Source organism: Promicromonospora sp. NPDC019610 (assembly GCF_044389365.1).
Classification (GTDB): Bacteria; Actinomycetota; Actinomycetes; order Actinomycetales; family Cellulomonadaceae; genus Promicromonospora.
In genome coordinates this window covers 1,622,138-1,646,574 of sequence record NZ_JBIRXX010000001.1, presented here as the reverse complement: position 1 = coordinate 1,646,574, position 24,437 = coordinate 1,622,138, and the positions used below count along the sequence as shown (strand labels likewise).

Sequence of the window (24,437 nt, the reverse complement as noted above, 5' to 3'; positions counted from 1 at the left end):
AGGAATCCTTCCCGACAGGGGTCCTGCTCATGACAGGTCCCGGGGCGCACGGCGCGTGCCGTGCCCCCCGGGACCATCTTGCGTCAAGTATCGACCGTCGACCGATCAGCCGGCAGCCGTGACCCGCGGGTCACTCGGCGAGGTAGGACTTCACCTTGACGTCGCCGGCGATGATCGACTCCTTGAGGGCCTGGACCTCTTCCCACAGGGCCGGGTCCACCTTGTCCTCGAAGTTGTGCAGCGGGGCGATGTCCACGCCGCCGTTCTCGAGGGTACCCACGTACGGGGTCGGGTCGAACTCGTCGTTGCCCGAGGCGACGACTGCCTCCTGCGTGGAGACGTCCATCCCCTTGAGGATCGAGGTCAGCACGATGTCCTGCGTGGCCGGGTCCGACTCGTAGAAGTCGGCGTCCACGCCGATCAGGGCGACGTCCTCGCCCGAGTCCGCGATCGCGTCCATGGCCGACTGGTAGATCGGGCCACCGACAGGCAGGATCACGTCGACGCCCTGGTCCAGAACGTTCTGCGCCGTCTGCTTGGCCGCCGGGTCGGCGGCGAAGCCGCCCGTGAACGAGCCCTTCTTGCCGTCCCAGCCGACGAGCTCGACGTTCTCGCCCTTGGTCTCGTTGTAGTAGTCGACGCCCTGCTTGAAGCCGTCCATGAAGATGGTGACGGTCGGGTAGTCCATGCCACCGAAGGTGCCGACCTTGCCGGCCTCCGAGTAGCCCGCGGCGAGGTAGCCCGCGAGGAACGCGCCCTGCGCCGTGTCGTACAGCAGCGGCTTGATGTTGTCGGCGTCGGCCTTGCCGTCGAAGTCCGCGTCGGCCGCGTCGTCGATGATGATGTAGTCGATGTCCGGGTTCTCGGTCGCGGACTCGATCGTGGTGGCCGACAGCGCGAAGCCGACCGTGACGATCGTGTCGCAGTCCTCGGCCACGAGGGACTCGACGTTGCCCTTGTAGTCGCTCTCCGACGCGGACTGGACCGAGACGGCCTTCGTGCCGAGCTCGTCGGCGGCAGCGTTCACGCCTTCGAAGCTGAGCTGGTTGAAGCTCTTGTCGTCGAACCCGCCGGCGTCCGAGACGATGCAGGGCTTGAAGTCACTGGCGGCGGCGGTCTCGCCACCCGTGGACTCCTCCGGGGCGGCGCCGCACGCCGAGAGCGCGAGCGCCGTTGCTCCCGCAAGGGCGGTGAGCCAGACAGCCTTCTTCACTGGTGCTCCTTCGATGATCCTGAGGGCGACGTTCCAGACGGATCTGGAGCCCTATACCGCACCGAGGGTAGCCAGCGCATCTGGCATTTCGCGTTTCGAGACGGTAACCGGAGTAAGTCGTTACCGAAGCGTCATCGACAGCAACACTTCTCGCTCAGGAGGCAGCGAACTGGGCGAGTGTCCTTACGCCGACGCCGATCGCGCGCTCGTCCACGACCAGGTCGCCCTGGTGCAGGTCATAGGTGCGCCCACCCGGGGTGCGCACGCCGAGCCGCGCCATGGTGCCCGGGACCTTGCGCAGGTACCAGGCGAAGTCCTCGCCGCCCATCGACTGCTCGGTGAGCTGCACGGCATCGGGCCCGACGGCGTCGCGGATCGCTGCCTCCAGGTCCCCGGTGGCCTCCGCCTCGTTCTCGACGGGCGGCACGCCGTGGGTCACGGTCACCGAGATGTCCACCTGGTACGGGGCCACGACCTGCTCCACGGCCTCGCGCACCAGCTCGCCGGCCTTCTCCCACGCGCGGACGTCGAGGCAGCGCAGCGTGCCCTTGAGGATGCCGGTCGACGGGATCGCGTTGGGCGTCGAGCCCGCCTGGACCGCGCCCCACGTGAGGTTCACGCCCGAGCGGGGGTCCAGCCGCCGGCCCAGCACGGCGGGCGTCTGCGTGATGACCTGGCCGAGCGCGAACACGACGTCGCCGGTGAGGTGGGGACGCGAGGTGTGGCCGCCGGCCGACGAGATGGTCACCATGACGGAGTCGCTCGCCGACGTGATGGGGCCGATGCGGGTACCCACGTGGCCGACGTCGAACTTCGGGTCGCAGTGCAGCGCGGCCATGCGGTCCACGCCGTCCAGCTCGGAGGTCTTGTTGATGATGTCCTCCGCACCGCCGGGGAAGACCTCCTCGGCGGGCTGGAAGAAGAGCCGGACGCCGCGCCGCAGCCGTCCCTCCTCCTGGAGGCGGGCGAGCACGAGGCCCGCGCCGAGCACCACGGTGGTGTGCACGTCGTGCCCGCAGGCGTGGGCCACGCCCGGCCGGGTCGAGGCGAACTCCACGCCGCTCGTCTCGTGCAGCGGCAGCGCGTCGAGGTCGGCGCGCAGGCCCACCCGGCCCTCGCCGTCGGGCCCGTGGTCGGGGCCGATGTCGCAGACCAGGCCGGAGCCCGTCGGCAGGGGGCGCGGGTCGAGCCCGGCGGCCCGCAGGCGCTCGACCAGGAGCGCGGAGGTGCGGATCTCCTGGCGCGACAGCTCCGGGTGGCGGTGCACGTCGCGGCGGAACGCGACCAGCTCCGCGTCGAACCCGTCGGCCAGCTCGCCGACCCTGGCCGCCAGGCCTGCGACGACGTCCGTCGCGTTCCCCCCGGGCACGTCCCCGACCGGCATCTGATCGTGCGAAACGATCTGATCGAAGTCGGCGATACTGACGGGCTCGTGGGTCGGGTTCACGCACTCACGGTAGCGCCGTCCGCCCCGCGAGACACGGCAGCGGGCGATGCGTCCCACCATGCGGACAACTGTGAGACATCAGGGAAAGATCCTTGATTCAGAGCAGATCCTCCCTGCCCCGTTCGCGGACCGCGGCCACCACGTCCTTGACCTGCTGCGCACGTGCGCGCGTGGTCACCAGGAGCGCGTCGGGCGTGTCCACCACGACGACGTCGTCCAGCCCCAGCACCGTCACCAGCCGGCCGGACGCCGGGACCACCACGGAGCCGGCGCTCTCGATGCGCAGCACGTCGCCGGGGTCGCCGAGCACCTTGGCCCCACGGTCGTCGTCGGACGGCAGGAGCACGGCCAGCGAGTTGTAGTCCCCGACGTCGTCCCACCCGAAGGTCCCGGGCACGACGGCGACGCCGCCGGCCGCCGCGACCGGCTCGGCCACCGCGTGGTCGATCGCGATCTTCTCCAGGCCCGGCCACACCTCCGCGAGCACCGCGGCGCGGCGCGGGGTGTCCCACGCGGCCGCGACGGTCCGCAGGCCGTCGTGCAGCGCGGGCCGCTGCTCGGCGAGGTGGCCCAGCAGCACGGAGGTCCGCGAGACGAACATGCCCGCGTTCCAGCGGTACTCGCCGGAGGCGAGGTAGGTGCGCGCGGTGGCGGCGTCGGGCTTCTCGGTGAACCCCCGCACGTGCAGCGTGTGCGGCGCGTCCTCGACGCCGAGCGGCTCGCCCGAGCGCACGTACCCGAAGGCGGTCGACGGCCGCGACGCCGCGATCCCCACGGTGGTGACGTACCCGGCGCGCGCGGCGGCCACGGCCTCCCGCACCGCCAGCTGGAACGCGCGCGTCCCGTGGATCACGTGGTCGGCGGCGAACGAGCCGATCACCACGTCGCCGTGCCGCTTCTCCAGGACGGCCGCCGCCAGCCCGATCGCCGCCATGGACTCGCGCGGCGACGGCTCCGCGAGCACCGCGTCGTCCGACAGGCCGGGGAGCTGCGCGCGGCAGGCGGCGACGTGCTGCTCGCCCGTGACCAGGACGACGCCGTCGGGCCCCGCCAGCGGGCGCAGCCGGCGCTCCGTGGACTGGAGCAGGGACTCGCCCGATCCCACGAGGTCGTGCAGGAACTTGGGCTCCCCCCCGCGGGACAGCGGCCAGAGCCTCGTGCCGGACCCGCCGGCTGGTACCACTGCGAAGAAGTCGTCGATCGGGGACGATGGGGCGGCGGCCGAAGTCATGCCCCGCAGGATGTCAGCCGGACCACGTTCCCGCAGCCAGAACTCGCCGAATTCCGGGCGAACCCTGGCTGATCCCAGGGGCGGGTCCGGGCACCAACGCACGAGCAACCTGACGGGTGCCCGAAGCCACGACATCTCCCCTGTGGGATCAGTCACAAATGCCGTGTCTTGATGCCCGCGAGGGCTGCCGGGCGGCGATCGAGGCGAACCTTTGTCATTACAGTGGGGACCAGCCACCCCCCAGCCGGACAGCCATAGGAGGCTCCCGAAGTGCCCACCGCACCAGCAGGCACGTTGTACCGCGGCCGCGAAGGCATGTGGTCGTGGGTCGCGCACCGCGTGACCGGCGTGCTGATCTTCTTCTTCTTGCTCGTGCACGTGCTCGACACAGCCCTGGTGCGCGTGTCCCCCGAGGCGTACAACGCCGCGATCGGCACGTACCAGACCCCGATCATGGGGCTCGGCGAGGCCGGGCTCGTGGCCGCGATCGTCTTCCATGCCTTCAACGGCATCCGCATCATCCTCGTGGACTTCTGGGCCAAGGGCCCCAAGTACCAGAAGGTCATGCTGTGGGTCGTCGTCGGCCTGTTCGTCGTGACGATGGCGGGCTTCCTGCCGCGCCACCTCATCAACGTCTTCACCGGGGGTCACTGATGGCACACGGAACCGCTGCGGTGGCCAAGATCGACTCCCCCCGCTCCCCGTACGTGCGCCGCAAGACGACGCGCGGCAACTACGAGCTGTACTCCTGGGTCTTCATGCGGGCGTCCGGCGTGGTGCTGATCGTCCTCATCTTCGGCCACCTGTTCGTGAACCTGATGGTCGGTGACGGCGTGCACGCCATCGACTTCGGCTTCGTGGCCGGCAAGTGGGCGAGCCCGCTGTGGCAGGTCTGGGACCTCCTCATGCTGTGGCTCGCGATGATCCACGGCACCAACGGCGTGCGCACCATCATCAACGACTACGCGACACGGGACCTGACGCGCGGCATCCTCAAGGGCCTGCTGCTCCTGGCGTTCACCGTCGTGGTCGTGCTCGGCACCCTCGTGATCTTCACGTTCGACCCGTGCCCGCCGGACGCTCCCGCAGAGCTGCTCGCCTCCTTCTGCACGGCCTAGCGCTCCCGCGCGACCGGCACACCCCCAGCCCCACACTCCGAACCTCATAGCAGGAGGCATCGAGCCCGATGCAGACCCATCAGTACGACGTCGTGATCGTCGGCGCCGGCGGCGCAGGAATGCGCGCCGCCCTCGAGTCGTCGAAGGAGGCCCGCACCGCGGTGATCTCCAAGCTGTACCCCACCCGCTCCCACACCGGTGCCGCCCAGGGCGGCATGGCCGCGGCCCTCGCCAACGTCGAGGACGACAACTGGGAATGGCACACCTTCGACACCGTCAAGGGCGGCGACTACCTCGTCGACCAGGACGCGGCCGAGATCCTCGCGAAGGAAGCCATCGAGTCGGTCCTCGACCTGGAGCGGATGGGCCTCCCGTTCAACCGCACCCCCGAGGGCAAGATCGACCAGCGCCGGTTCGGCGGGCACACACGTGACCACGGCCAGTCCGCCGTGCGCCGCGCGTGCTACGCCGCCGACCGCACCGGCCACATGATCCTCCAGACGCTCTACCAGAACTGCGTCAAGCAGGACGTCGAGTTCTTCAACGAGTTCTACGTGCTGGACCTCATCACCGACCACGACCTCACCACCGAGGAGATCGCGGACGGCGAGGAGGTCAACGCCACCGGCGTCGTCGCCTACGACCTGGCCACCGGCGAGATCCACGTGTTCCAGGCCAAGGCGATCATCTTCGCCACGGGCGGCGCCGGGAAGATCTTCAAGACCACCTCGAACGCGCACACCCTGACCGGTGACGGCATGGCGCTGGCCTACCGCCGCGGCCTGCCGCTGGAGGACATGGAGTTCTTCCAGTTCCACCCGACAGGCCTCGCGGGCCTGGGCATCCTCCTGTCGGAGGCGGCCCGCGGCGAGGGCGGCATCCTGCGCAACTCCGAGGGCGAGCGCTTCATGGAGCGCTACGCCCCCACCATCAAGGACCTCGCGCCCCGCGACATCGTGGCCCGGTCCATGGCGAACGAGGTCCGTGAGGGCCGCGGCGCCGGTCCGAACAAGGACTACGTGCTGCTCGACCTGACGCACCTGGAGCCGGCGCACATCGACGCCAAGCTCCCGGACATCACGGAGTTCGCGCGCACCTACCTCGGCATCGAGCCCTACACCGAGCCCGTCCCGGTGTACCCCACGGCGCACTACGCCATGGGCGGCGTGCCGACCAACATCCAGGGCGAGGTGCTCCGCGACGGCGTCAACGTGGTCAAGGGCCTCTACGCCGCCGGTGAGGTCGCCTGCGTGTCCGTGCACGGCTCCAACCGCCTCGGCACGAACTCGCTGCTGGACATCAACGTCTTCGGCAAGCGCTCCGGCCGTGCCGCCGCCGCGTACGCCAAGACGGCGACGTTCCACGACCTCCCCGAGGACCCGACCGTCCGCGTGGTCGAGCAGCTCGACGAGATGCGCAACCGGCCCGACGGCGAGCGCGTGGCGGACATCCGCAAGGCGCTGCAGGACACCATGGACCTCAACGCCCAGGTGTTCCGCACGGGCGACTCGCTGAACGCGGCCCTGGCCGACATCCGCGAGCTGCAGAAGCGCTACCGCAACGCGTCCGTGCAGGACAAGGGCAAGCTCTTCAACACCGACCTGCTGGAGGCGATCGAGCTGGGCTTCCTGCTCGACATCGCCGAGGTCACCGTGGTCGCGGCGATCAACCGCAAGGAGTCGCGCGGCGGTCACTACCGGGAGGACTTCCCGAACCGCGACGACGCCAACTACATGCTGCACACCATGGCCTACCGGCGCCCCACCGCGGCGTCCGACCAGGCCGAGGGTCACGTCGAGGGCTACTTCGACCACGTCGAGGAGTTCGACGGCTACAAGGTCGTCCTGGGCTCCAAGCCCGTCGTCCAGACCCGGTACGAGCCGATGGAGCGTAAGTACTGATGACTGCCACACTCGAAGCCGCCGCACCCGCCCCTGCCGCCGGCGAGATCCCCTCGTTCACCGTCACGCTGCGCATCCGGCGGTTCAACCCCGAGGTGTCCGAAGAGGCCACCTGGCAGGACTTCACCGTCGAGGCGCACGGCACCGACCGCATCCTCGACGCCCTGCACAAGATCAAGTGGGACGAGGACGGCTCGCTCACGTTCCGCCGCTCCTGCGCGCACGGGGTGTGCGGGTCGGACGCGATGCGGATCAACGGCCGTAACCGCCTGGCCTGCAAGACGCTCCTGAAGGACGTCAACCCGGACAAGCCGATCACGGTCGAGCCCATCAAGGGCCTGCCGGTCGTCAAGGACCTCGTGGTCGACATGGAGCCGTTCTTCGCCTCCTACCGCGAGATCATGCCGTTCCTCATCACCTCCGGGAACGAGCCCTCCAAGGAGCGCTACCAGTCCCCCGAGGACCGCGCGAAGTTCGACGACACCACCAAGTGCATCCTGTGCGCCGCGTGCACGTCGTCCTGCCCGGTGTTCTGGACGGACGGCCAGTACTTCGGCCCGGCCGCGATCGTGAACGCGCACCGCTTCATCTTCGACAGCCGTGACGAGGGTGGCACGCAGCGCCTGGAGATCCTGAACGACAAGGAGGGCGTGTGGCGCTGCCGCACGACCTTCAACTGCACCGAGGCGTGCCCCCGTGGCATCGAGGTGACGAAGGCCATCCAGGAGGTCAAGCGCGCGATGATCACCCGCGCGTTCTGACCTTTCGGCAGAACGGGGCGGCACGGGACGAGGTCCTATGCCGCCCCGTTCTCGTCCTCCGCGGCCGGCGGGTCTGCCATCCAGGCGCAGGCCATGAGCAGGACCCGGGCCAGCAGGTTGACCAGCACCAGGATGGTCACCACCACCGCGAACGACGCCAGCAGGGCGTTGCGGGCGGCGGCGTTCGAGATCACCTCGGTGCCGAGGTAGCGCAGCGCGCCGGCGACGACGCCGACCGCGAGCGAGCCGAGCAGCAGGTCCCGCCAGGCGGGCCGCACGCTGCCCACGTACCGGACCACGGCGGCCACGACCACCGCGTCCAGCGCCAGGGTCACCAGGGCCCCGCCGACGCGTACCGCGAGGGACACCGCGCCCCCGTCCAGGCCGAGGCTCTCCAGCGTCCAGGGCACCGCCGCCGAGACCGCCACGCTGGCCGCCGCCGTGACGAGCACGCCGACGCCGAGCAGCACGAACCCGAAGAGCTGCCGCAGGCGGTCGGTCACCGGGTTGCCGTGGCCGTCGACCTCCGTGAACATCGCCCGCACCGACGTGCGCAGGGCGCCCATGAAGTTCGTGGCGGACCACAGCAGCACCAGCGCCGCGACGGCCGAGGTCCAGCTCAGGCCGGTGGAGATCACGAGGTCGTTCGGCGACAGCACCCCGCCGCTGCCGGTGTCCACCAGCCCCGGGATCCACGTGTCGATCTGGTTCAGCATCGCGGCCCGCAGCTCGGCGTCGCCGCCGAGCACTCGCACGAACACGGTGTAGCCGATCGCGAGGGCCGCGAACAGGGAGAACAGGGCGGCGTAGGCCATGCCCCCGCTGAGCACGGCGCCGTTCGCCGTGTTGAACCGGGTCAGTGCCCGGCCGGGACGGGTCGCCTCCCAGCGCACCCAGAGTGCCTGCCCCCATTCGATCAGCCGCCTCATCGCGACGAGACTAGACGCCGAGAGGGAACGCCGCCTGGGGTCGCCAGATCCCGTCGTCACCGTGCTCGTACTGGTAGAACCGGTCGACGTCGAAGTCCGCGGAGTAGTCCGCCATCGCCTCGAACGCCTTGTCGAGGTCGGCGTCGGGCACCTCGTGCGCGATGGTCACGTGCGGGTGGTAGTTGAACCGCAGCTCGCCGTCCAGGATCCCCGAGCGCACGCTCGCCTCGAGGCGTTCGCACTCGGAGATGCCCTGCGCCAGTGCCACGAACACCACCGGAGAGATGGGCCGGAAGGTGGCCGTGCCGCGCAGCCGCACGGTGAACGGCGCCGCGGTGGCGGCCACGGCCGCCAGGTGCTCCCGCGCCTCGGCGAGCCGCCCGGCGTCGAGCAGCGTGGGTCCCAGCAGCGTGATGTGCGGGGGGATGAAGTTCGCGAGCGGGTCGTCGGCAGCCACCCGCGCCGCGCTGAGCTGCGCGGCGTAGGGCTCCGGGATCTCGATCGCGATCCCGATGCGGACCTGGCCCGGTCCGCGCTCGGGGAGGTTCACCGTTCGCCTCGCGCGGGCAGCAGCCCGAACCGTTCGTACATCCGGTCCAGCACCGGGCGGGCGATCGCGCGGGCCCGGTCGGCGCCGTCGGCCAGCACCTTGTCGAGCTGCGCGGGGTCCGCGAGGTAGGTGTCGGCCCGGGCCTGGAACGGCTCGAGGAACGCGACGACGGCGTCGGCCAGGTCCACCTTGAGGTAGCCGTAGCCACGGCCGTCGTACTCCTGGGCGATGGCGTTGACGTCGCGGCCGGTCACGGCCGAGAAGATCGTCAGGAGGTTCGAGATGCCCGGCTTCTCGGCCGGGTCGAAGCGCACGCCGTACGACTCGTCGGCGTCGGTCACGGCCGACTTGATGGCCTTGACCGCCTTCTTGGGGTCCTCCAGGAGCCAGACGACGCCCTTGCCGCCCGTGCTGGACTTGCTCATCTTGGCGCTGGGGTCCTGCAGGTCCTGGATCTTCGCCACGGCCTTGACGATGTGCGCGTCCGGCACGACGGCGGTGCCCGCGCCGAAGCGACCGTTCAGCCGCTCCGCGAGGTCGCGGGTGAGCTCCAGGTGCTGGCGCTGGTCCTCACCCACGGGGACCAGGGCGGCGTCGTACAGCAGGATGTCGGCCGCCATCAGCACCGGGTACGTGAAGAGCCCGACGGTGGTGCCCTCGCTGCCCTGCTTCGCGGACTTGTCCTTGAACTGCGTCATGCGCCCGGCCTCGCCGAACCCGGTCTGGCAGCTCAGCAGCCACGCCAGCTCGGCGTGCGCCGCCACGTGCGACTGCACGAAGAGGATGGACCGCTCCGGGTCGATGCCGCCGGCCAGGTACTGCGCCGCGGTGCGACGGGTGCGCTCGCGCAGCAGCGCCGGGTCGGGGTTGACCGTCAGCGCGTGCAGGTCGACGACGCAGTAGAGCGCGTCGTAGGAGTCCTGCAGCGCGATCCACTGGGACAGGGCGCCGATGTAGTTGCCCAGGTGGAGCGAGCCGTCGGTCGGCTGCATCCCGGAGAAGATGCGCTTCCGGGTGGGGTGGTCGGCCACGGCAGCGGTGTCCGGCGCGGTCGGGGTGTGGGACGACATGGCCAACATTCTGGCAGGTCCATGCGCGCTCACCGAATCCTCAGGTCGCTTCGTCGTCGTACGGCGCCTTCCCGGGTTCCGCGGCCGGTCCGGCCGACGTCGCTGACATGCCGTTGCGGGCCGCCGCCCCGTCCGCGGCCCGCGCGGCGGCGGACCGGGTGTAGTCGGAGGGGCTGTCGTCCATCAGCGCGTCCCGCACGATCCTGCGCGGGTCGTACTGGCGCGGGTCGAGCTTGGACCAGTCGACGTCGCTGAACTCCGGCCCGAGCTCGTCGTCGACGCGGGCCTTGGCGTTCTGGAGCAGGTCGCGGCCACGGCGCACGAGGGCGCCGAGCTGCTCCGCATAGGTGGGCAGACGCTCCGGGCCGATCACGAGCATCGCGACCACCAGGATGATCACGAACTCCCAGCCGTTGATACCGAACACGGTCAGAGCCTACTCGCGTCGCGGGACGGCCCGGAGAACGCCGGATGAATCCCGTTCACTGGCCGCTCGACCGCTCTTCGAGCACCACGCGGACCTCGCGCTCGTCGTTCCCGGAGCGCACCTGGAGCGTCACCGGGTCGCCGGGCGCCTTGGCACGGATCGCGACGATGAGTTCGTCGGCCACCGACACGGGACGGCCGTCGACCGCGAGGATGATGTCGCCGGGCTTGATGCCCGCCTGGTCGGCGGGACCGTCCGGCGTCACCGCGGGCGTGCCCTGCTGGGCCTCCTGCGACACCTGGACGCCCTCGCCCTGGTAGCTGGGGTCCAGCAGCACGCCGATGATCGGGAACGTCGCGGAGCCCGTCTCGATGAGCTGCTCGGCCGTGTGCCGCGCCTGGTTGGACGGGATGGCGAAGCCGAGGCCGATGTTGCCGGTGGCCGTGGTGGTCCCCGGCCCCTGCGCGATGGCCGAGTTGATGCCGATCACCTCGCCCGCCGAGTTGACGAGCGGGCCGCCGGAGTTGCCGGGGTTGATCGCGGCGTCCGTCTGGATGGCGTCGATGAACGCCGCCTCCGCGGACTCCCCCGCCTTGACCGGGCGGTGCAGCGCGCTGACGATGCCCGTGGTCACGGTGGCCTCCAGGCCCAGCGGCGAGCCGACGGCGAGCACCGAGTCGCCGACCACGACGTCGTCGGAGTCGCCCAGCACGAGCGGCTCCAGCCCCGTCTCGTCGACCTTGATGACGGCGAGGTCGTAGTCCGGCGTGGCCCCCACCAGCTTGGCGGGCTGCTCGTGGCCGTCCGAGAAGGTGACCGTCACGTCGGCCCCCGAGGCCGCCTCGGCGACCACGTGGTTGTTCGTGAGGATGTAGCCCTCGGACTTCAGGATCATGCCCGACCCGGTGGCCACGCCCTGCTGGGCGCGCACCTCGATCGAGACCACGCTCGGCAGCGCGGCCGCGGCGATCGCGGCCACCGAACCCTCCGGGCGGTCCACGTGGGTGGTGCCCGCGGCGGGCCGGGGCAGCGCGGCGTCGGCCGGGCGCGCCGTCCCACGGGCGTCCAGCAGCGCGTAGGCGCCGACGCCGCCGCCGGCACCGGCGAGCAGGCCCAGCAGCACGACGGCGGACACGGCGCCGGCGCCGAGCCTGCTCCGGCGCGAGCGGGGCGGCTGGGTCGTGCCGTACGGGTCCGTCCCGTGGGGCGCGGTGCCGTGGGACGTGGTGCCGTGCGGGTCGGTCCCTGCGTGGGACGCGCGCTCGGCGGCCGTGTGCGCGTCCTGCCCGGGGCCGGACGGCGCGGCGCCGGACGGCGCGGGGATCGTGGTCAGGTAGCCCGCCGCCGGGAGCTGCTGGGTCGGCTGAGCCTGCGCCGGCGGGGCCGGGACCGGCTGGGCCGGGGCGTGCTGCGCCGGGAGCCGCTCCGTCGGGCGCTCGGCGGCCGGCGGCTCTGCCGGCGTGCCCGCGGGCGCGGGTTCAGGCGTGCGCCCCGCGGCCGGCGTCGGCTCGTTCGCGGGGGGCACTGCTGCGCGCGGTGTGGGAGGCGCGAACGGGTTCTCGTCGGTCATGGGCTTTCGATGGCTCCTGTCACGGTGTGCCACCCGCGGGCGATGCGGGGCAGGACCCCGGCATCGTAGCCATGCTCACCGAACGACGCCACGAGCTCGGTCAGTACCTCTTCCGGCGCGTCGGCGACGACGTCGACCACCATGTCGTCGGACTGCCACGCCACGTGGGCGGGCTCCGTGGCCAGCACCTGGACGCCGCCGACCGTCGTACCGGCCTGGGCGAGCTGCCCGGCGCGCTCGCGCACCACGGCGTGGCCCGAGGGGCCGGTGAGGTCGATCTCCAGCGTCTGGCCCTGGTCGCCCACCAGCCGCATGGCCGAGACCGTGTAGCCGTCGGGCAGGTCGGCGGGCGCCACCCAGCCGTTCTCCGCCGCCCAGTCGAGCGCGGCGGGCGTGACCTGGGCGGGGTCCACGTCGAGCTCCGCGAGCACGTCCTGGCCGGCCGCCGCGGCGTCGGGCCCCGTGCGGCCGAGCATCGTCATGCTGGTCTGCGCGGAGAGCTGCGGGGACACCACGGGCACGTCGCCGAGCGTGAAGAGGGCGAGGCCCAGCACGCCGGCGCCGCCGACGCCGAGCGCGGTGATCCGGGCGGTCCTGCGGCGGCGTGCCGGGCGGTCGAGCCGGCCGTCGAAGTCGCCGAACCCCGAGGCCTGCCACACCGGCGCGGCCAGCGGGTCCGGGCCCAGGAACGGTCGGCGCAGCGGGTCCTCGTCCGTGGACGGGATGCTCGCCTGGAGCGCCATGAGCCGGGCGGTGAGGGCCGGGTCGGGCACCACGTCGGCGGCCGACGAGAGCGCCCGCCGCGCGGCGCGCGCCGTGTCGAGCTCGCGGGCGCACAGGCGGCACATCGTCACGTGGGAAAGGGCGCGCTCGGTCTCCGCGGGCGAGAGCTGCCCGTCGGCCAGCGCGCTGACCAGGTCACCGAGGTGGCTCATCGCACGCCCCCGCGCGTCGGCGCGAGGTGCTCCAGCGCGTCGCGGAGCTGGGCGCGGGCACGGTGGATCCGGGAGCGCACGGTGCCGAGCTTGACGCCCAGGGTCACGGCGATCTCCTCGTAGCTCAGGCCCTCGATGTCGCACAGCACCACGGCCGCGCGGTACTCGGGGCGCAGGGCGTCGAGCGCGCGCTGCACGTCCTGGTCGAGGTTGGCGTGCTCGTACCCGCGCTCCGGCCGGCCGAAGTCGCCCGTGTCGGCGACGTGGCCGTCGTCGTCACCCATCGCCTCCATGCGGATGCGCTTCTTGCGACGCGCCTGGTCGAGGAACAGGTTGGTGGTGATGCGGTGCAGCCAGCCCTCGAACGTGCCCGGCGTGTAGCTGGACAGCGAACGGAACACCCGGATGAAGGTCTCCTGCGTCAGGTCCTCGGCGTCCTGCTTGTTGCCGGTCAGCCGGTAGGCGAGCCGGTAGACGCGCGCGGAGTGCTCGCGCACGATCTCTTCCCAGGTCGGCGGCTGCCACGGCAGTTCTGCCCCGCCGGCCCCGGAGGGTACCGACGCGGTCGCGTCTGCTGCTGGGCGAGTGCTCACAGAAGTCATCGTCCTCTCAACGTACGTCAAAGCCCAGGCGTTCCCACGGGCTGTACCCTGACGCCGCACGTGATGTACACAACTGCCCGGTTCAGCGGAGGAAGCCATCAGCACAGCGGAGCCGTCAGGCCACGGCAGGGTCGCGGCCTGGGTCTACAGCGAGGCCTTCGTCCCCGAGGACGAGGTGCTGCTGCGCGCCCGCGAACGCGCCTCGGAGCTGGGCTGCACCGCCGTGCTGCCCGGGGTCGGGGCGGTGCTCCGGCTGCTCGCGGCCGCCACGAACGCGCACGCCGTGGTGGAGGTCGGCACGGGGGCCGGGGTGGCCGCGCTCTGGCTGCTGCGGGGCATGCCGCAGGACGGCCAGCTCACCACCATCGACCGCGAGGTGGAGCACCAGCGCGCCGCGCGGGCGGCGTTCCTGGAGGACGGCGTGGCCCCGCACCGCACGCGGATCATCCCCGGGCGGCCCGGGGACGTGCTGCCCCGGCTGGCGGACGGCGCCTACGACCTGGTGCTCGTGGCGAGCGACCCGCTGGCGTACCCCGAGTACGTGGACGAGGCCCTGCGGCTGCTGCGCCCGGGCGGTGTGCTCGCCGTCGACAGCGCCCTGCTGCGGGACCGGGTGGCGGACCCCGCGCGTCGCGACGAGCTCACCACCGTGGTGCGTGAGGTGGGCCGGACGCTGCGGAACGACGAGCGGGTGCTGCCCGCCATGCTGCCGAGCGGGGACGGGCTGCTGCTGGCCGTCCGCCGCTGACCTGCCGAGAGGCTGGTTCTCGCGACGGACGGCCGCCGAAAGACTGGAGGCCGGGTCGGCCGGGTCAGCCGACGACGGTCTGGAGAGCGTCTCCGAGCTCACTGGCCTCGGTCGCGTTGAGCTCGACGACGAGCCGACCGCCGCCCTCGAGCGGCACACGCATGACAATGCCGCGCCCCTCCTTGGTGACCTCGAGCGGTCCGTCACCCGTTCGCGGCTTCATCGCAGCCATGTGTGGCTCTCCCATTCCGTTGTCCGGTGTGTAGCAGCATTCATGTCTCCGGCGAACGCCGAGGGCACAGAGCCATTCTAGTTCAAATGACGCCCCTTACTTTCCACTCGCCCATTCGTCGGTCGTTCACCCGACCGGGTACCCGGAAGAGAGTCGAATCGTGCGTGGGCTCAGGCAAGACCCCTCAGGGCTGCGGCCGGTGGCGCCTCGTCGCGCAGGGCCGCCACGAGGTCGAGCACGCGGCGCGTCGCGGTCACGTCGTGGGCCCGGAAGACCCGCGCGCCGAGCCAGGCGGCCACCGCCGTCGCGGCCAGCGTGCCCTCCAGGCGCTCCTCGGGCGGCAGGTCGAGCGTCTCCCCCACGAAGTCCTTGCGGGAGAGCGCCATGAGCAAGGGGAAACCGAGCCCGGCGAGCGCCTCGGTGCGCCGCAGGAGATGCAGCGAGTGCCACGTGTTCTTGCCGAAGTCGTGGGTCGGGTCCACGAGCACGGACTCGCGCGGCACGCCGCACGCGACGGCCCGCTCGGCGGCAGCCCGCAGGGTCGCCACGACGTCGGCCACCAGGCCGTCGCGCCCGTCCTCGCTGGTCGGGCCTGTCGACACCCGGGTCTCGGCACGCGGGTCCGGAGCCTGTGGAAGGGCGACCGGCGAGGGGCGGTACTCCACGCGGTACGGGTCGGTGCGCGGCACGGCGCCGCCCGTGTGCGAGCAGACGACACCGACGCCGGCGGCGCCCGCCACCTCGACGAGGCCGGGGTCGTGCCCGGCCCAGGTGTCGTTGATGAGGTCGGCGCCGGCGTCGATCGCGGCGCGGGCCACCCCCGCCCGCCACGTGTCGACCGAGACCAGCAGATCGGGCACGGCACGGCGTACGGCGGCGACGAACGGCACGACGCGGCGGATCTCCTCGGCCTCGTCGACCGGGGCGCCGTTGCCCGCCCGCACGCCGCCGACGTCGAGGATCTCGGCGCCGTCGGCCCAGGCGAGCTCCGCGGCGGCCAGCGCCGCGGCGTCGTCGGGCAGCCGGGCGGGCGCGTAGAACGAGTCGGTGGTGCGGTTGAGCACCGCCATCACCACCGGGCGCACCGCGCGGCCGGCCCGCCCCACCTCGCGCCCGCGCAGCACCAGCGGGGCGGACGCCGCCGGAACCGAGCCGGCGGGGACCTCCGGGTCGTCCACCTAGGAGTTGCCCACGACGGCGTCGTGCCAGCCGGCGGCCGATGCCTGCTCGGTGGCCCGCTCGGCGGCCACCGCCGCCTGCAGGGCCGCCTGCTCCGCCGCGATCTGGTGGGCTCGGTCGACGACGTGCCGGACCGCGTCCGCCGGGTCGTCGGTCAGGTGGATGATGTCGAGGTCGGCGGCGCTGATCACACCGTGCTCCAGCGCCGTCGTCCGGACCCACTCCAGGAGCCCGCCCCAGTACTTCTTTCCCACCAGGACGATCGGGAACTGGGTGACCTTGTGCGTCTGCACCAGGGTGACGGCCTCGAAGAGCTCGTCGAAGGTGCCGAAACCGCCCGGCATGACGATGAATCCCTGCGCGTACTTCAGGAACATCGTCTTTCGCGCGAAGAAGTAGCGGAAGTTGATTCCGAGATTGACGTACTCGTTCACGCCCTGCTCGAAGGGCAGCTCGATACCGAGGCCCACGGACGTGCCGCCCGCCTCGGCGGCGCCCTTGTTCGCGGCCTCCATGATGCCGGGCCCGCCGCCCGTGATGACGGCGTAGCCGGCCTCGACGAGCAGCCGGCCGACGGTCTCGCCGGCCGCGTAGTCCGCGTGCCCCGGCTTGGTGCGGGCCGAGCCGAACACCGAGACGGCCTGGCCGAGCTCGGCGAGCGCGCCGAAACCCTCGACGAACTCGCTCTGGATGCGCAGCACCCGCCACGGGTCGGAGTGCAGCCAGTCGGTGTCCTGGTCGGAGGCCAGGAGGCGCTGGTCCGTCGTGGTGCGCGGGATCTGGTTCCCGCGCAGGAGCACCGGACCACGGCGATAGCCGCGGCCGGACTGTGGAATGCCGTCGTCGCTCATGCGTCCAAACTAGTCGTCGAGGAGCCAGGCTCGCAGCGCGTCGCGGCACTGCGCGAGCTGCGCGACCGGCAGGTGCTCGTCGTCCTTGTGCGCGAGCAGCGGGTCGCCGGGCCCGAAGTTCACCGCGGGCACCCCCAGCTCCGAGAACCGGGCGACGTCGGTCCACCCGTACTTGGGGGCCGGGGCACCACCCGTCGTGGCCAGCACCGACTTCACGAACTGCGCCGCCACCGGGTCGTCGAGACCCGGGCGGGCACCGCCGGCGGCGTCCGTCACGAGGACCTCGAAACCGTCGAAGACCTCCCGCAGGTGGGCCTCCGCCTCCGCGACGGAGCGCGAGGGGGCGAACCTGTAGTTCACCTCCACCGTGCAGGCGTCCGGGATCACGTTGCCCGCGATGCCGCCCTCGATCCGCACGGCGTTCAGGCCCTCGCGATAGACCAGACCGTCCACCTCGACCTCGCGGGGCGCGTAGGCCGCCAGCCGGGTCAGCACCGGCGCAACCGCGTGGATCGCGTTCTCGCCCGTCCAGGCCCGCGCCGAGTGCGCGGCGACGCCGTGCGTGCGCACCTCGATCCGCATCGTGCCGTTGCAGCCGCCCTCGATCCCGGCGTTCGAGGGCTCCCCCAGGATCGCGAAGTCGCCCCGGAGCAGCTCGGGGTGGTTGCGCGCCAGCCGGCCCAGACCGTTCAGCGCGGAGTCCACCTCCTCGTGGTCGTAGAAGATCCACGTCAGGTCGTGGGCGGGCGCGGTGCCGGGCGCTCCGAGCTCGGCCGCCAGCGCGAGGGCCACGGCGACGCCGCCCAGCATGTCGACGGTGCCGCGGCCCCAGAGGACGGCGCCCTCGGCACCTGCGCCGTCGGCCCCGTCGGTCCCCTCGACCAGCCGGGTCGGCAGGTTGTCCGCGATCGGCACGGTGTCGATGTGCCCAGCCACGACCACGCGCCGGTCGCGGCCGAGGTGCGTCCGGGCCACCAGGGCGTCGCCGTCGCGCAGCACCTCCAGGTGCGGGCAGCCGCGCAGCACCTCCTCGATCGCGTCGGCGAGGGCCTTCTCGTCGCCGCTGACGGACGGGATGTCGCAGAGGATCCGGGTGAGGGCGACGAGGTCGGCCCCCTCACCGGACGGGTCGAGCAGGGCAGGGTCGATCGCGGTGTCCACAGGGCAAGCCTATGGGTTCCCCGTGGCCGTTAGGCTGGACGCATGACGACCGCATGGGGCTTCGGCCTTGCCACGATCGCCGACGACGGCACCACCCTCGACACCTGGTACCCGGCGCCCGCCCTCGGCGACGCGCCCGCCGGCGCCACGCCGCCCGAGTCGCTCGCCGCGGCCGCCGGCACGGACGACGTGCGCCGGGTCCGGCTGGAGGTCGTGACCACGCAGATCGACCTCGCCGACCCGCCCAAGAGCGTCTCTGACGCGTACCTGCGGCTCCACCTGCTGTCCGCCCGCCTGGTCCGCCCGCACGGGCTCAACATGGACGGCATCTTCGGGGCCCTGACGAACGTGGTCTGGACCAGCGCCGGCCCGTGCGCCGTCGACGGCTTCGAGGAGACCCGCCTGCGCCTGCGGGCCCGCGGCCACGTCACCGTGTTCGGCGTCGACAAGTTCCCCCGCATGGTCGACTACCTCGTCCCGTCGGGCGTCCGGATCGCCGACGCCGACCGCGTCCGCCTCGGCGCGTACCTCGCGCCGGGCACCACCGTGATGCACGAGGGCTTCGTCAACTTCAACGCCGGCACGCTCGGCACGTCCATGGTCGAGGGCCGCATCTCGGCGGGCGTCACGGTCGGCGACGGGTCCGACGTCGGCGGCGGCGCGTCGATCATGGGCACCCTGTCCGGCGGCGGCAAGCAGGTCGTGTCGCTCGGCGAGCGCTGCCTGCTGGGCGCCAACGCGGGCCTCGGCATCCCCCTCGGCGACGACTGCGTGGTCGAGGCGGGCCTGTACCTCACGGCGGGCACCAAGGTGACGGTCCTGGGCGCGGCGGCCGACCCGTACGGCGACGGCACCGCCCCGGTCAAGGCGCGCGACCTCGCGGGTCGCAGCAACCTGCTGTTCCGGCGCAACTCCACCACGGGCGCCGTCGAGGTGCTCGACCGGACCGGCGTCGGCATCGAGCTCAACGAGGTGCTGCACGCCAACTGAGGCATCCGTCCCCGTTTTGCACCATCCCTGACCAGGCGGATTACAATTCGTGGCCCTCCTGATACCGCCCCGGACGACAGGGAGCTCCCATGGCCCTCCTGGCTGAGACCGGTTCGCCGGTCCCGCCACCCGCAGACGGCACCACGCCGCCGCGGTCGGTCGGGCGCGCCCTGAAGTATGTGGTGGCGGTCGGGGCGGTGTGCGTCGTCGCGACCGTGGGCGTCGTCGTGGGGCTGAACCGCCTCGCGGGGTCCGGTCCCGTGACCGAGCGCTGCACGGCGGTGCTGGAGGACGCGAACTGGTACCTCTCGCCCGACCAGGCGGACAACGCGGCCCTCGTGGCCGGCACCGCGGTGGCCCGCGGCCTGCCCGCCCGGGCGGCCACGATCGGCCTGGCCACGGCGCTGCAGGAGTCCAAGCTCATCAACATCGACTACGGCGACCGCGACTCCGTGGGGCTGTTCCAGCAGCGGCCGTCCCAGGGCTGGGGCACCGTCGACGAGATCCTCGACCCGGCCTACTCGACCAACGCCTTCTACGACGTGCTGATCGAGGTCGAGGGGTACGAGGACATGGAGGTGACGGACGCCGCGCAGACCGTGCAGCGCTCCGCGTACCCCGACGCGTACGCCCAGCACGAGACGCGGTCGCGGGCCTGGGCCTCGGCGCTCACGGGCAACTCCCCCGCCGCCCTGTCCTGCGAGCTCGCCCCGGTGGCCGACGGCGACCAGATCGCCCCCGAGGCCGCCCGCGACGTCGTGGCGGGCCGCCTGGGCCGGGACCTCGGGCTCGCGCCCGCGACCGGCGCGGCGGACCCCAACCGGCAGGACCCGGCATCGGCGACCGTGACGGTGGACGCGACGCCGCTGACGCCCGACGACCCGGTGCGCGGCGCCTGGGCCACCGCCCAGTGGGCCGTCGCGACGGCCCAGGCCACGCAGGCGGTCGAGGTGCACGTGGACGACCAGGTGTGGCTGCGCGACGAGGCCGCCTGGACCGAGGCCGAGACGCGGCTGCACCCCGGCGAGGTCCGCATCACGGTGGACGCCGCGGAGTAGCAGAAACGTGTCAGACCCTCAGGTCACCGGGGTGACCTGAGGGTCTGACACGACTCACCGACGGATCAGTTGCCGCCGTCGGCCCCGTAGCCGGCGAAGCCGGACGGGTTCCTGGGCTCGTCGTGCTTGGGCCGCGGCCGCTCGTAGTCGTCCTCCACGTGCAGCTCCGCGATGTCGTCGCCGAGCTTGTTCAGCAGCGCGTGCCGCGCCTCGCGACGGCGCCGCTGCTCCAGCGGCTCCGGCACGGGGGCGGCCGCGATGAGGCGCTGCGTGTACTCCTCGCGGGGGTGGTGCAGCACCTCCTCGCGCGGGCCCTGCTCCACGATCCGGCCGTTCTGCAGCACCACCACGCGGTGGGCCAGCAGGTCGATCACCGCGAGGTCGTGGCTCACGAAGAGGCAGGCGAACTTGTACCGCTCCTGCAGCGCCGTGAACATCTTGAGCACGTTGGCCTGGACGGACACGTCCAGCGCCGACGTCGGCTCGTCCGCGACCAGCAGCTCGGGGTCGAGCGTGAGGGCACGGGCGATGCTCACGCGCTGGCGCTGGCCGCCGGAGAGCTCGTGCGGGTACCGGTTGAAGACGCTGCGCGGCAGCTCGACGGCGTCGAGCAGCTCCAGCACGCGGCGCCGGCGCGACTTGTCATCGCCCTCCTTGTGCACCACGAGCGGCTCGGCGATCACGTCGCCGATCGGCAGGCGCGGGTTGAGCGACGACGCCGGGTCCTGGAACACGACGCCGATGCGCTTGCGCAGGGCCTTGAGCTCCTTGCCGCGCAGCTTGCCGAAGTCCGTCCCGAGGATCGACACCGAGCCGGAGGCCGCGGGGATGAGCCCCAGCGCGCACTTGGCGATGGTGGACTTGCCGGAGCCCGACTCGCCCACCAGGCCCACGATCTCGCCCTGCGCCACGGCCAGCGACACGTCGTCGACGGCCCGGAACGTCGGCTTGCCCAGCCGGTGGTACTCGATGACGAGGTTGCCCAGGTCGAGCGCCGGCAGGTCCTCGGGCGCCGCCTCGACCGGGGCGACCTCGCCGAACTGGCCCGGCCCGGACCCCAGGTGGGGCACGGCGGCCAGCAGTCGCTTCGTGTACTCGTGCCGCGGGTGGTTGAGCACCTGGTCGGCGGTGCCCGTCTCCACGAGGTCGCCCTTGAGCATGACGGCGACGCGGTCGGCCATGTCCGCCACGACGCCCATGTTGTGGGTGATCAGCAGGATGCCGGTGTTCAGCTTGTCCTTGAGCGAGCGCAGCAGGTCGAGGATGTCGGCCTGCACGGTCACGTCGAGGGCCGTGGTGGGCTCGTCGGCGATGATCACCTTGGGGTCGCACGCGATGGCCATGGCGATGACCACGCGCTGGCGCTGACCGCCGGAGAGCTCGTGCGGGTACTGCTTGAGCCGGCGCTCGGGCTCGGGGATGCCGACCATGGCGAGCAGCTCGGCCGCCCGCGCCATGGCCTGCTTGCCGAACGCGATGCCGTGCAGCTGCAGGCCCTCGGTGAGCTGGTCACCGATCGTGAGCACCGGGTTCAGCGCGGTCATGGGCTCCTGGAACACCATGGCCACGTCGTTGCCACGCATGTTGCGCAGGGCCCGGCCGTCCAGCCCGCCCACGACCTTGTCGCCCACGCGGATGGTGCCGCCGACCCGCGCGTTGCGGGGCAGCAGGCCGAGCGCCGTCATCGAGGTGACGGACTTGCCCGAGCCGGACTCGCCCACGAGCGCCACGACCTCGCCGGGCCGGACCTCCAGGTCGATGCCCTTGACGGCGTGCACGTCGCCGAACTCGGTCTTGAAGGTGACGTTGAGGTCCTCGAAGGAGAGGACGGCGTCGCCGGTCGCCGAAGCAGAACCCGGCGCGCTGATGTCGAGGGTCGTCATTCTCAGTCCTTGCTCCGGTTCTGGCGGGGGTCGAACGCGTCGCGCAGGCCGTCGCCGATGAAGTTCACGCACAGGGCGATGGCGAGGATCATCAGGCCGGGCCACCAGAAGAGCCACGGCCGGGTCGTGAACGCGGCCTGGTACTCGGAGATCAGCGTGCCGAGCGACGTGTCGGGCGGCTGGACGCCGAAGCCGAGGAAGCTCAGCGACGTCTCCAGGAGGATCGCGCTGGAGATCGAGAGCGTGGCGGACACGATGATCACGCCCACCGCGTTGGGCAGCACGTGCTTGCTGATGATCCGCCAGGGGTTGGTGCCGACGGCCTGGGCGGCGAGCACGAAGTCGCGCTCGCGCAGCGAGAGCACCTCGCCGCGCACCAGGCGTGCCAGGCTGGTCCAGGTGACCAGGCCGAGCACGAGGGCCAGGCCCCAGATGCCCCAGCCGGACGCCGTCTTGCCGAGCACGGCCGCGATGACCAGCAGGGGGATGACGATGAAGACGTCGGTCAGCCGCATGAGGACCGACTCGACCCAGCCGCGGTAGAAGCCGGCCAGGGCCCCGACCAGGGTGCCGACGATCGTGGAGATGATGCCCACGGCGAAGGCGATGATCAGCGAGAACTGCGTGCCGCGCATGACCAGGGCGAAGTAGTCCTTGCCTCCGGTGTCCTGACCGAAGGGGTACTGCCAGGTGGGCGCGCCGTCGCCGATCTTGTCGTACTGGAGCGTGTAGCTGTTCGGCCACCACCCGGGGATCGGCCCGATGCCGATCGAGGTGAAGGCCACGATGATGATGATGCCGAGCACGATCATCGAGCTGAGCGCCGCCCGGTGCCGGAAGAACCGGCGGGCGACGAGCTGGCCCTGGCTGTAGGACTTGTCCTCGCCGGGCAGCGGGGCCGCCGAGCCGCCGGCCGCCAGGCCGATCGCGTCCGTGCTGGCCACGGAGACCTGGGGCTCGTAGTCCTCGCCGCCGGGGTTGCTGTTCCTGATGTCACTCATGTCTGTGTCTCCTGCCGTGGCCCGCGCTCAGCGCCGGATCCGGGGGTCGAGGGCCGCGTACGCGATGTCTGCCAGCAGGTTCATCAGCACGGCAGCGATACCCGTGACGAGGAAGAACGCCATGACCGGCGCGGGGTCGACGGCGTTCAGGCCGTCCTGGAACAGCGCGCCCATGCCCTTCCAGCCGAACACCTGCTCGGTGATGACCGCGCCGCCGATGAGAGCTGCGAAGTCGAACGCGACGATCGTGGTGATCGGGATGAGGGCGTTGCGGAACGCGTGCTTGACGATGACCTCGCGCTCCGACAGGCCCTTCGACCGGGCCGTGCGCACGTAGTCCTGGTTCAGGGTCTCGAGCATCGACGACCGCGTGTAGCGCGAGTGCGTCGCGACCGAGACGAGCGTGAGCAGGATGGTCGGCAGCAGGATCTGCGTACCCAGGTCGAGCACCTGCTCCCAGAACCCTCCGGTGAAGTTCGGGGTCTGCGAGCCGATGGTCGAGATGGGGCGCGACTTGACGCCCAGGAAGCTGGCCCAGTGCGCGATCAGGAGGTCCGCGAAGACCATCAGGCTGGTGATGACGCCGGTGATGCCGGTGACCAGCATGGACTGCTTGCGGGCGTAACCACCCCAGGCGGCGCCGATCCCCACCGAGACCAGCACGGCGAGCACGAACAGGCCGGCGAGCAGACCCCAGCTCGGGCTGTCGACCAGGAGCGGCGCGAAGGCGAGGTAGGCGACGATGCCGACGACCACGGTGGTGAACGCCGCGTAGAGCGCACGCCGGTTGCGCAGGCCCGCGACCAGCGCGGTGACGAGCACACCCGCTGCCGCCGAGACCACGAGGACGCCGCCGATGCCGAACATCGGGTTGCGCCACCAGTCGAGGGCGTTGAAGACGAAGAGCATGATCGTGACGAACGCGAACACCGCCGCCGCGGTCACCAGCCGGCGTCTCCTGCTCCCGCCCAGCACCGCCTGGATCAGGAACCCGGCCACCACCGCGATGATGACTATGGTCCACGGGGCGTACTGGCCCACCGCGATCCAGTTGTTGTACTGGATCGCCGCGTACTCCTTGAGCAGCGTCGCCGCCCAGAAGACCGGCAGCGAGAAGAAGAGGAACGCGCTGAACGTCACGGAGTAGTCGAAGCCGGAGTACTGCCGGATCGCGGTGAGGATGCCGAGCGCGATGCCGACGATGATGGCGAGCACCGTGGAGACGGTGATCAGTCGCAGCGTGGAGACCGCCGCCTGCTGGGTCAGACCCAGCACGTCCACGCCGTTGATGGTGACGCCGAGGTCGCAGTTCCCGGTGAAACAGCCTCCGACGCCCTTGAGCCAGTCCCAGTACCGCTCGTACCAGGGATCGTCGAGGCGCATCAGCGCGATCCGCTGGTCGATGAGCTGCTGCTTGTTCTGGACGTTGGACTCGCGCAGGTCCTTGAGGGGATCGCCCGAGTTGATGGTCAGGACGTACATGAGCAGTGAGGCGCCGAGCAGGACGAGCGCCGAGGCGCCGATGCGCCGGAGGATGAACTTGAGCACGGGTTGGCCCTTCGAGGCGGACGCAGCACGGC

The 24,437-nt window shown here is 71.6% G+C and carries 24 protein-coding genes; 7 read left to right on the top strand and 17 right to left on the bottom strand.

Going from position 1 to position 24,437, the window contains the following annotated elements; translation table 11 throughout:
- Positions 1-130 precede the first annotated feature (130 nt).
- The 3 genes from ACH45N_RS07365 to ACH45N_RS07355 form a co-directional block, all read right to left on the bottom strand.
- Entirely contained in the window at positions 131-1,213 is a 1,083-nt protein-coding gene (locus ACH45N_RS07365; protein WP_397392588.1) for a BMP family protein, read from the bottom strand.
- A gap of 154 nt (positions 1,214-1,367) precedes the next feature.
- A complete protein-coding gene (locus ACH45N_RS07360) occupies positions 1,368-2,597 on the bottom strand; it encodes an amidohydrolase (RefSeq protein ID WP_397393817.1) in 1,230 nt (409 codons plus the stop codon).
- A gap of 160 nt (positions 2,598-2,757) precedes the next feature.
- Positions 2,758-3,891, bottom strand: a complete 1,134-nt coding sequence (locus tag ACH45N_RS07355; protein WP_397392586.1) for a mannose-1-phosphate guanylyltransferase — start codon at positions 3,889-3,891, stop codon at positions 2,758-2,760.
- Positions 3,892-4,161: 270 nt separating this feature from the next.
- On the opposite strand from ACH45N_RS07355, the gene sdhC reads away from it, so the two are divergent.
- The 4 genes from sdhC (at position 4,162) to ACH45N_RS07335 (ending at position 7,671) form a co-directional block, all read left to right on the top strand.
- Complete coding sequence (gene sdhC / locus ACH45N_RS07350) at positions 4,162-4,545, top strand: succinate dehydrogenase, cytochrome b556 subunit (RefSeq protein ID WP_285102742.1); 384 nt, start codon at positions 4,162-4,164, stop codon at positions 4,543-4,545.
- A complete protein-coding gene (locus tag ACH45N_RS07345) occupies positions 4,545-5,009 on the top strand; it encodes a succinate dehydrogenase hydrophobic membrane anchor subunit (protein WP_377228863.1) in 465 nt (154 codons plus the stop codon). Before sdhC ends, ACH45N_RS07345 begins: the two co-directional genes overlap by 1 nt.
- 68 nt (positions 5,010-5,077) lie before the next feature.
- The gene (sdhA, locus tag ACH45N_RS07340; RefSeq protein ID WP_397392583.1) at positions 5,078-6,910 is read left to right on the top strand and encodes a succinate dehydrogenase flavoprotein subunit; all 1,833 of its coding nucleotides are present in this window, start codon (positions 5,078-5,080) and stop codon (positions 6,908-6,910) included.
- Positions 6,910-7,671, top strand: a complete 762-nt coding sequence (locus tag ACH45N_RS07335) for a succinate dehydrogenase iron-sulfur subunit (RefSeq protein WP_397392581.1) — start codon at positions 6,910-6,912, stop codon at positions 7,669-7,671. Before sdhA ends, ACH45N_RS07335 begins: the two co-directional genes overlap by 1 nt.
- Positions 7,672-7,706: 35 nt before the next feature.
- Here the strand turns inward: ACH45N_RS07335 and ACH45N_RS07330 are convergent, their stop codons facing one another.
- From ACH45N_RS07330 to sigE, 7 genes are read right to left on the bottom strand one after another with little or no spacing between them, the layout of a single operon-like run.
- Complete coding sequence (locus ACH45N_RS07330) at positions 7,707-8,600, bottom strand: YihY/virulence factor BrkB family protein (protein WP_397392579.1); 894 nt, start codon at positions 8,598-8,600, stop codon at positions 7,707-7,709.
- A gap of 10 nt (positions 8,601-8,610) precedes the next feature.
- Positions 8,611-9,150: a 2'-5' RNA ligase family protein gene (locus tag ACH45N_RS07325; RefSeq protein ID WP_397392577.1), complete on the bottom strand. Its 540-nt coding sequence runs from the start codon at positions 9,148-9,150 to the stop codon at positions 8,611-8,613.
- Positions 9,147-10,220 (bottom strand): tryptophan--tRNA ligase, encoded by a 1,074-nt coding sequence (gene trpS / locus ACH45N_RS07320; RefSeq protein ID WP_397392575.1) that lies wholly within the window; start codon positions 10,218-10,220, stop codon positions 9,147-9,149. The genes ACH45N_RS07325 and trpS overlap by 4 nt, the downstream gene beginning before the upstream one ends.
- Before the next feature lie 40 nt (positions 10,221-10,260).
- Entirely contained in the window at positions 10,261-10,647 is a 387-nt protein-coding gene (locus ACH45N_RS07315) for a twin-arginine translocase TatA/TatE family subunit (protein WP_397392573.1), read from the bottom strand.
- Positions 10,648-10,702: 55 nt separating this feature from the next.
- Positions 10,703-12,217, bottom strand: a complete 1,515-nt coding sequence (locus ACH45N_RS07310; protein WP_397392571.1) for a trypsin-like peptidase domain-containing protein — start codon at positions 12,215-12,217, stop codon at positions 10,703-10,705.
- Positions 12,214-13,152, bottom strand: a complete 939-nt coding sequence (locus ACH45N_RS07305; RefSeq protein WP_397392569.1) for a zf-HC2 domain-containing protein — start codon at positions 13,150-13,152, stop codon at positions 12,214-12,216. Before ACH45N_RS07305 ends, ACH45N_RS07310 begins: the two co-directional genes overlap by 4 nt.
- Complete coding sequence (gene sigE, locus ACH45N_RS07300) at positions 13,149-13,754, bottom strand: RNA polymerase sigma factor SigE (RefSeq protein WP_397392567.1); 606 nt, start codon at positions 13,752-13,754, stop codon at positions 13,149-13,151. The genes ACH45N_RS07305 and sigE overlap by 4 nt, the downstream gene beginning before the upstream one ends.
- Before the next feature lie 175 nt (positions 13,755-13,929).
- On the opposite strand from sigE, the gene ACH45N_RS07295 reads away from it, so the two are divergent.
- Positions 13,930-14,502 carry an O-methyltransferase gene (locus tag ACH45N_RS07295; RefSeq protein ID WP_397392565.1) on the top strand — a complete coding sequence of 191 codons (573 nt, stop codon included), beginning with the start codon at positions 13,930-13,932 and terminating at the stop codon, positions 14,500-14,502.
- Between the two features lie 64 nt (positions 14,503-14,566).
- Here the strand turns inward: ACH45N_RS07295 and ACH45N_RS07290 are convergent, their stop codons facing one another.
- The 4 genes from ACH45N_RS07290 to dapE all read right to left on the bottom strand — a co-directional run bounded on the left by ACH45N_RS07290 (position 14,567) and on the right by dapE (position 17,925).
- Positions 14,567-14,734 (bottom strand): DUF3117 domain-containing protein, encoded by a 168-nt coding sequence (locus tag ACH45N_RS07290; RefSeq protein ID WP_084467633.1) that lies wholly within the window; start codon positions 14,732-14,734, stop codon positions 14,567-14,569.
- Positions 14,735-14,904: 170 nt separating this feature from the next.
- Positions 14,905-15,912, bottom strand: a complete 1,008-nt coding sequence (locus ACH45N_RS07285; protein ID WP_397392563.1) for a dihydropteroate synthase — start codon at positions 15,910-15,912, stop codon at positions 14,905-14,907.
- Positions 15,913-16,764, bottom strand: a complete 852-nt coding sequence (locus ACH45N_RS07280; protein WP_397392561.1) for a TIGR00730 family Rossman fold protein — start codon at positions 16,762-16,764, stop codon at positions 15,913-15,915.
- A 9-nt stretch (positions 16,765-16,773) separates the two neighbouring features.
- Positions 16,774-17,925, bottom strand: a complete 1,152-nt coding sequence (dapE, locus tag ACH45N_RS07275) for a succinyl-diaminopimelate desuccinylase (RefSeq protein WP_397392559.1) — start codon at positions 17,923-17,925, stop codon at positions 16,774-16,776.
- Between the two features lie 42 nt (positions 17,926-17,967).
- Here dapE and dapD point away from each other — a divergent pair, with 42 nt between their 5' ends.
- Together dapD and ACH45N_RS07265 are read left to right on the top strand one after the other, a co-directional pair.
- On the top strand, positions 17,968-18,915 hold the full coding sequence (gene dapD / locus ACH45N_RS07270) for a 2,3,4,5-tetrahydropyridine-2,6-dicarboxylate N-succinyltransferase (RefSeq protein WP_397392557.1): 948 nt from the start codon (positions 17,968-17,970) through the stop codon (positions 18,913-18,915).
- Positions 18,916-19,004: 89 nt separating this feature from the next.
- Positions 19,005-19,973 (top strand): hypothetical protein, encoded by a 969-nt coding sequence (locus ACH45N_RS07265; RefSeq protein ID WP_397392555.1) that lies wholly within the window; start codon positions 19,005-19,007, stop codon positions 19,971-19,973.
- Positions 19,974-20,038: 65 nt separating this feature from the next.
- On the opposite strand, the gene ACH45N_RS07260 is transcribed toward ACH45N_RS07265, so the two are convergent.
- From ACH45N_RS07260 to ACH45N_RS07250, 3 genes are read right to left on the bottom strand one after another with little or no spacing between them, the layout of a single operon-like run.
- Positions 20,039-21,856 (bottom strand): ABC transporter ATP-binding protein, encoded by a 1,818-nt coding sequence (locus ACH45N_RS07260; RefSeq protein WP_397392553.1) that lies wholly within the window; start codon positions 21,854-21,856, stop codon positions 20,039-20,041.
- A gap of 2 nt (positions 21,857-21,858) precedes the next feature.
- Positions 21,859-22,857: an ABC transporter permease gene (locus ACH45N_RS07255; protein WP_397392551.1), complete on the bottom strand. Its 999-nt coding sequence runs from the start codon at positions 22,855-22,857 to the stop codon at positions 21,859-21,861.
- Positions 22,858-22,884: 27 nt separating this feature from the next.
- Positions 22,885-24,405, bottom strand: a complete 1,521-nt coding sequence (locus ACH45N_RS07250; protein ID WP_397392549.1) for an ABC transporter permease — start codon at positions 24,403-24,405, stop codon at positions 22,885-22,887.
- Positions 24,406-24,437: the final 32 nt, after the last annotated feature.

Bases quoted from the DNA above. Each gene is read 5' to 3' on its own strand.
- ACH45N_RS07360 (WP_397393817.1), bottom strand. From the start codon at position 2,597: ATGCCGGTCGGGGACGTGCCCGGGGGGAACGCGACGGACGTCGTCGCA.
- ACH45N_RS07355 (WP_397392586.1), bottom strand. From the start codon at position 3,891: ATGACTTCGGCCGCCGCCCCATCGTCCCCGATCGACGACTTCTTCGCA.
- ACH45N_RS07345 (WP_377228863.1), top strand. From the start codon at position 4,545: ATGGCACACGGAACCGCTGCGGTGGCCAAGATCGACTCCCCCCGCTCC.
- sdhA (WP_397392583.1), top strand. From the start codon at position 5,078: ATGCAGACCCATCAGTACGACGTCGTGATCGTCGGCGCCGGCGGCGCA.
- ACH45N_RS07335 (WP_397392581.1), top strand. From the start codon at position 6,910: ATGACTGCCACACTCGAAGCCGCCGCACCCGCCCCTGCCGCCGGCGAG.
- ACH45N_RS07330 (WP_397392579.1), bottom strand. From the start codon at position 8,600: ATGAGGCGGCTGATCGAATGGGGGCAGGCACTCTGGGTGCGCTGGGAG.
- trpS (WP_397392575.1), bottom strand. From the start codon at position 10,220: ATGTCGTCCCACACCCCGACCGCGCCGGACACCGCTGCCGTGGCCGAC.
- ACH45N_RS07310 (WP_397392571.1), bottom strand. From the start codon at position 12,217: ATGACCGACGAGAACCCGTTCGCGCCTCCCACACCGCGCGCAGCAGTG.
- ACH45N_RS07305 (WP_397392569.1), bottom strand. From the start codon at position 13,152: ATGAGCCACCTCGGTGACCTGGTCAGCGCGCTGGCCGACGGGCAGCTC.
- sigE (WP_397392567.1), bottom strand. From the start codon at position 13,754: ATGACTTCTGTGAGCACTCGCCCAGCAGCAGACGCGACCGCGTCGGTA.
- ACH45N_RS07290 (WP_084467633.1), bottom strand. From the start codon at position 14,734: ATGGCTGCGATGAAGCCGCGAACGGGTGACGGACCGCTCGAGGTCACC.
- ACH45N_RS07280 (WP_397392561.1), bottom strand. From the start codon at position 16,764: ATGAGCGACGACGGCATTCCACAGTCCGGCCGCGGCTATCGCCGTGGT.
- dapD (WP_397392557.1), top strand. From the start codon at position 17,968: ATGACGACCGCATGGGGCTTCGGCCTTGCCACGATCGCCGACGACGGC.
- ACH45N_RS07265 (WP_397392555.1), top strand. From the start codon at position 19,005: ATGGCCCTCCTGGCTGAGACCGGTTCGCCGGTCCCGCCACCCGCAGAC.
- ACH45N_RS07260 (WP_397392553.1), bottom strand. From the start codon at position 21,856: ATGACGACCCTCGACATCAGCGCGCCGGGTTCTGCTTCGGCGACCGGC.
- ACH45N_RS07255 (WP_397392551.1), bottom strand. From the start codon at position 22,857: ATGAGTGACATCAGGAACAGCAACCCCGGCGGCGAGGACTACGAGCCC.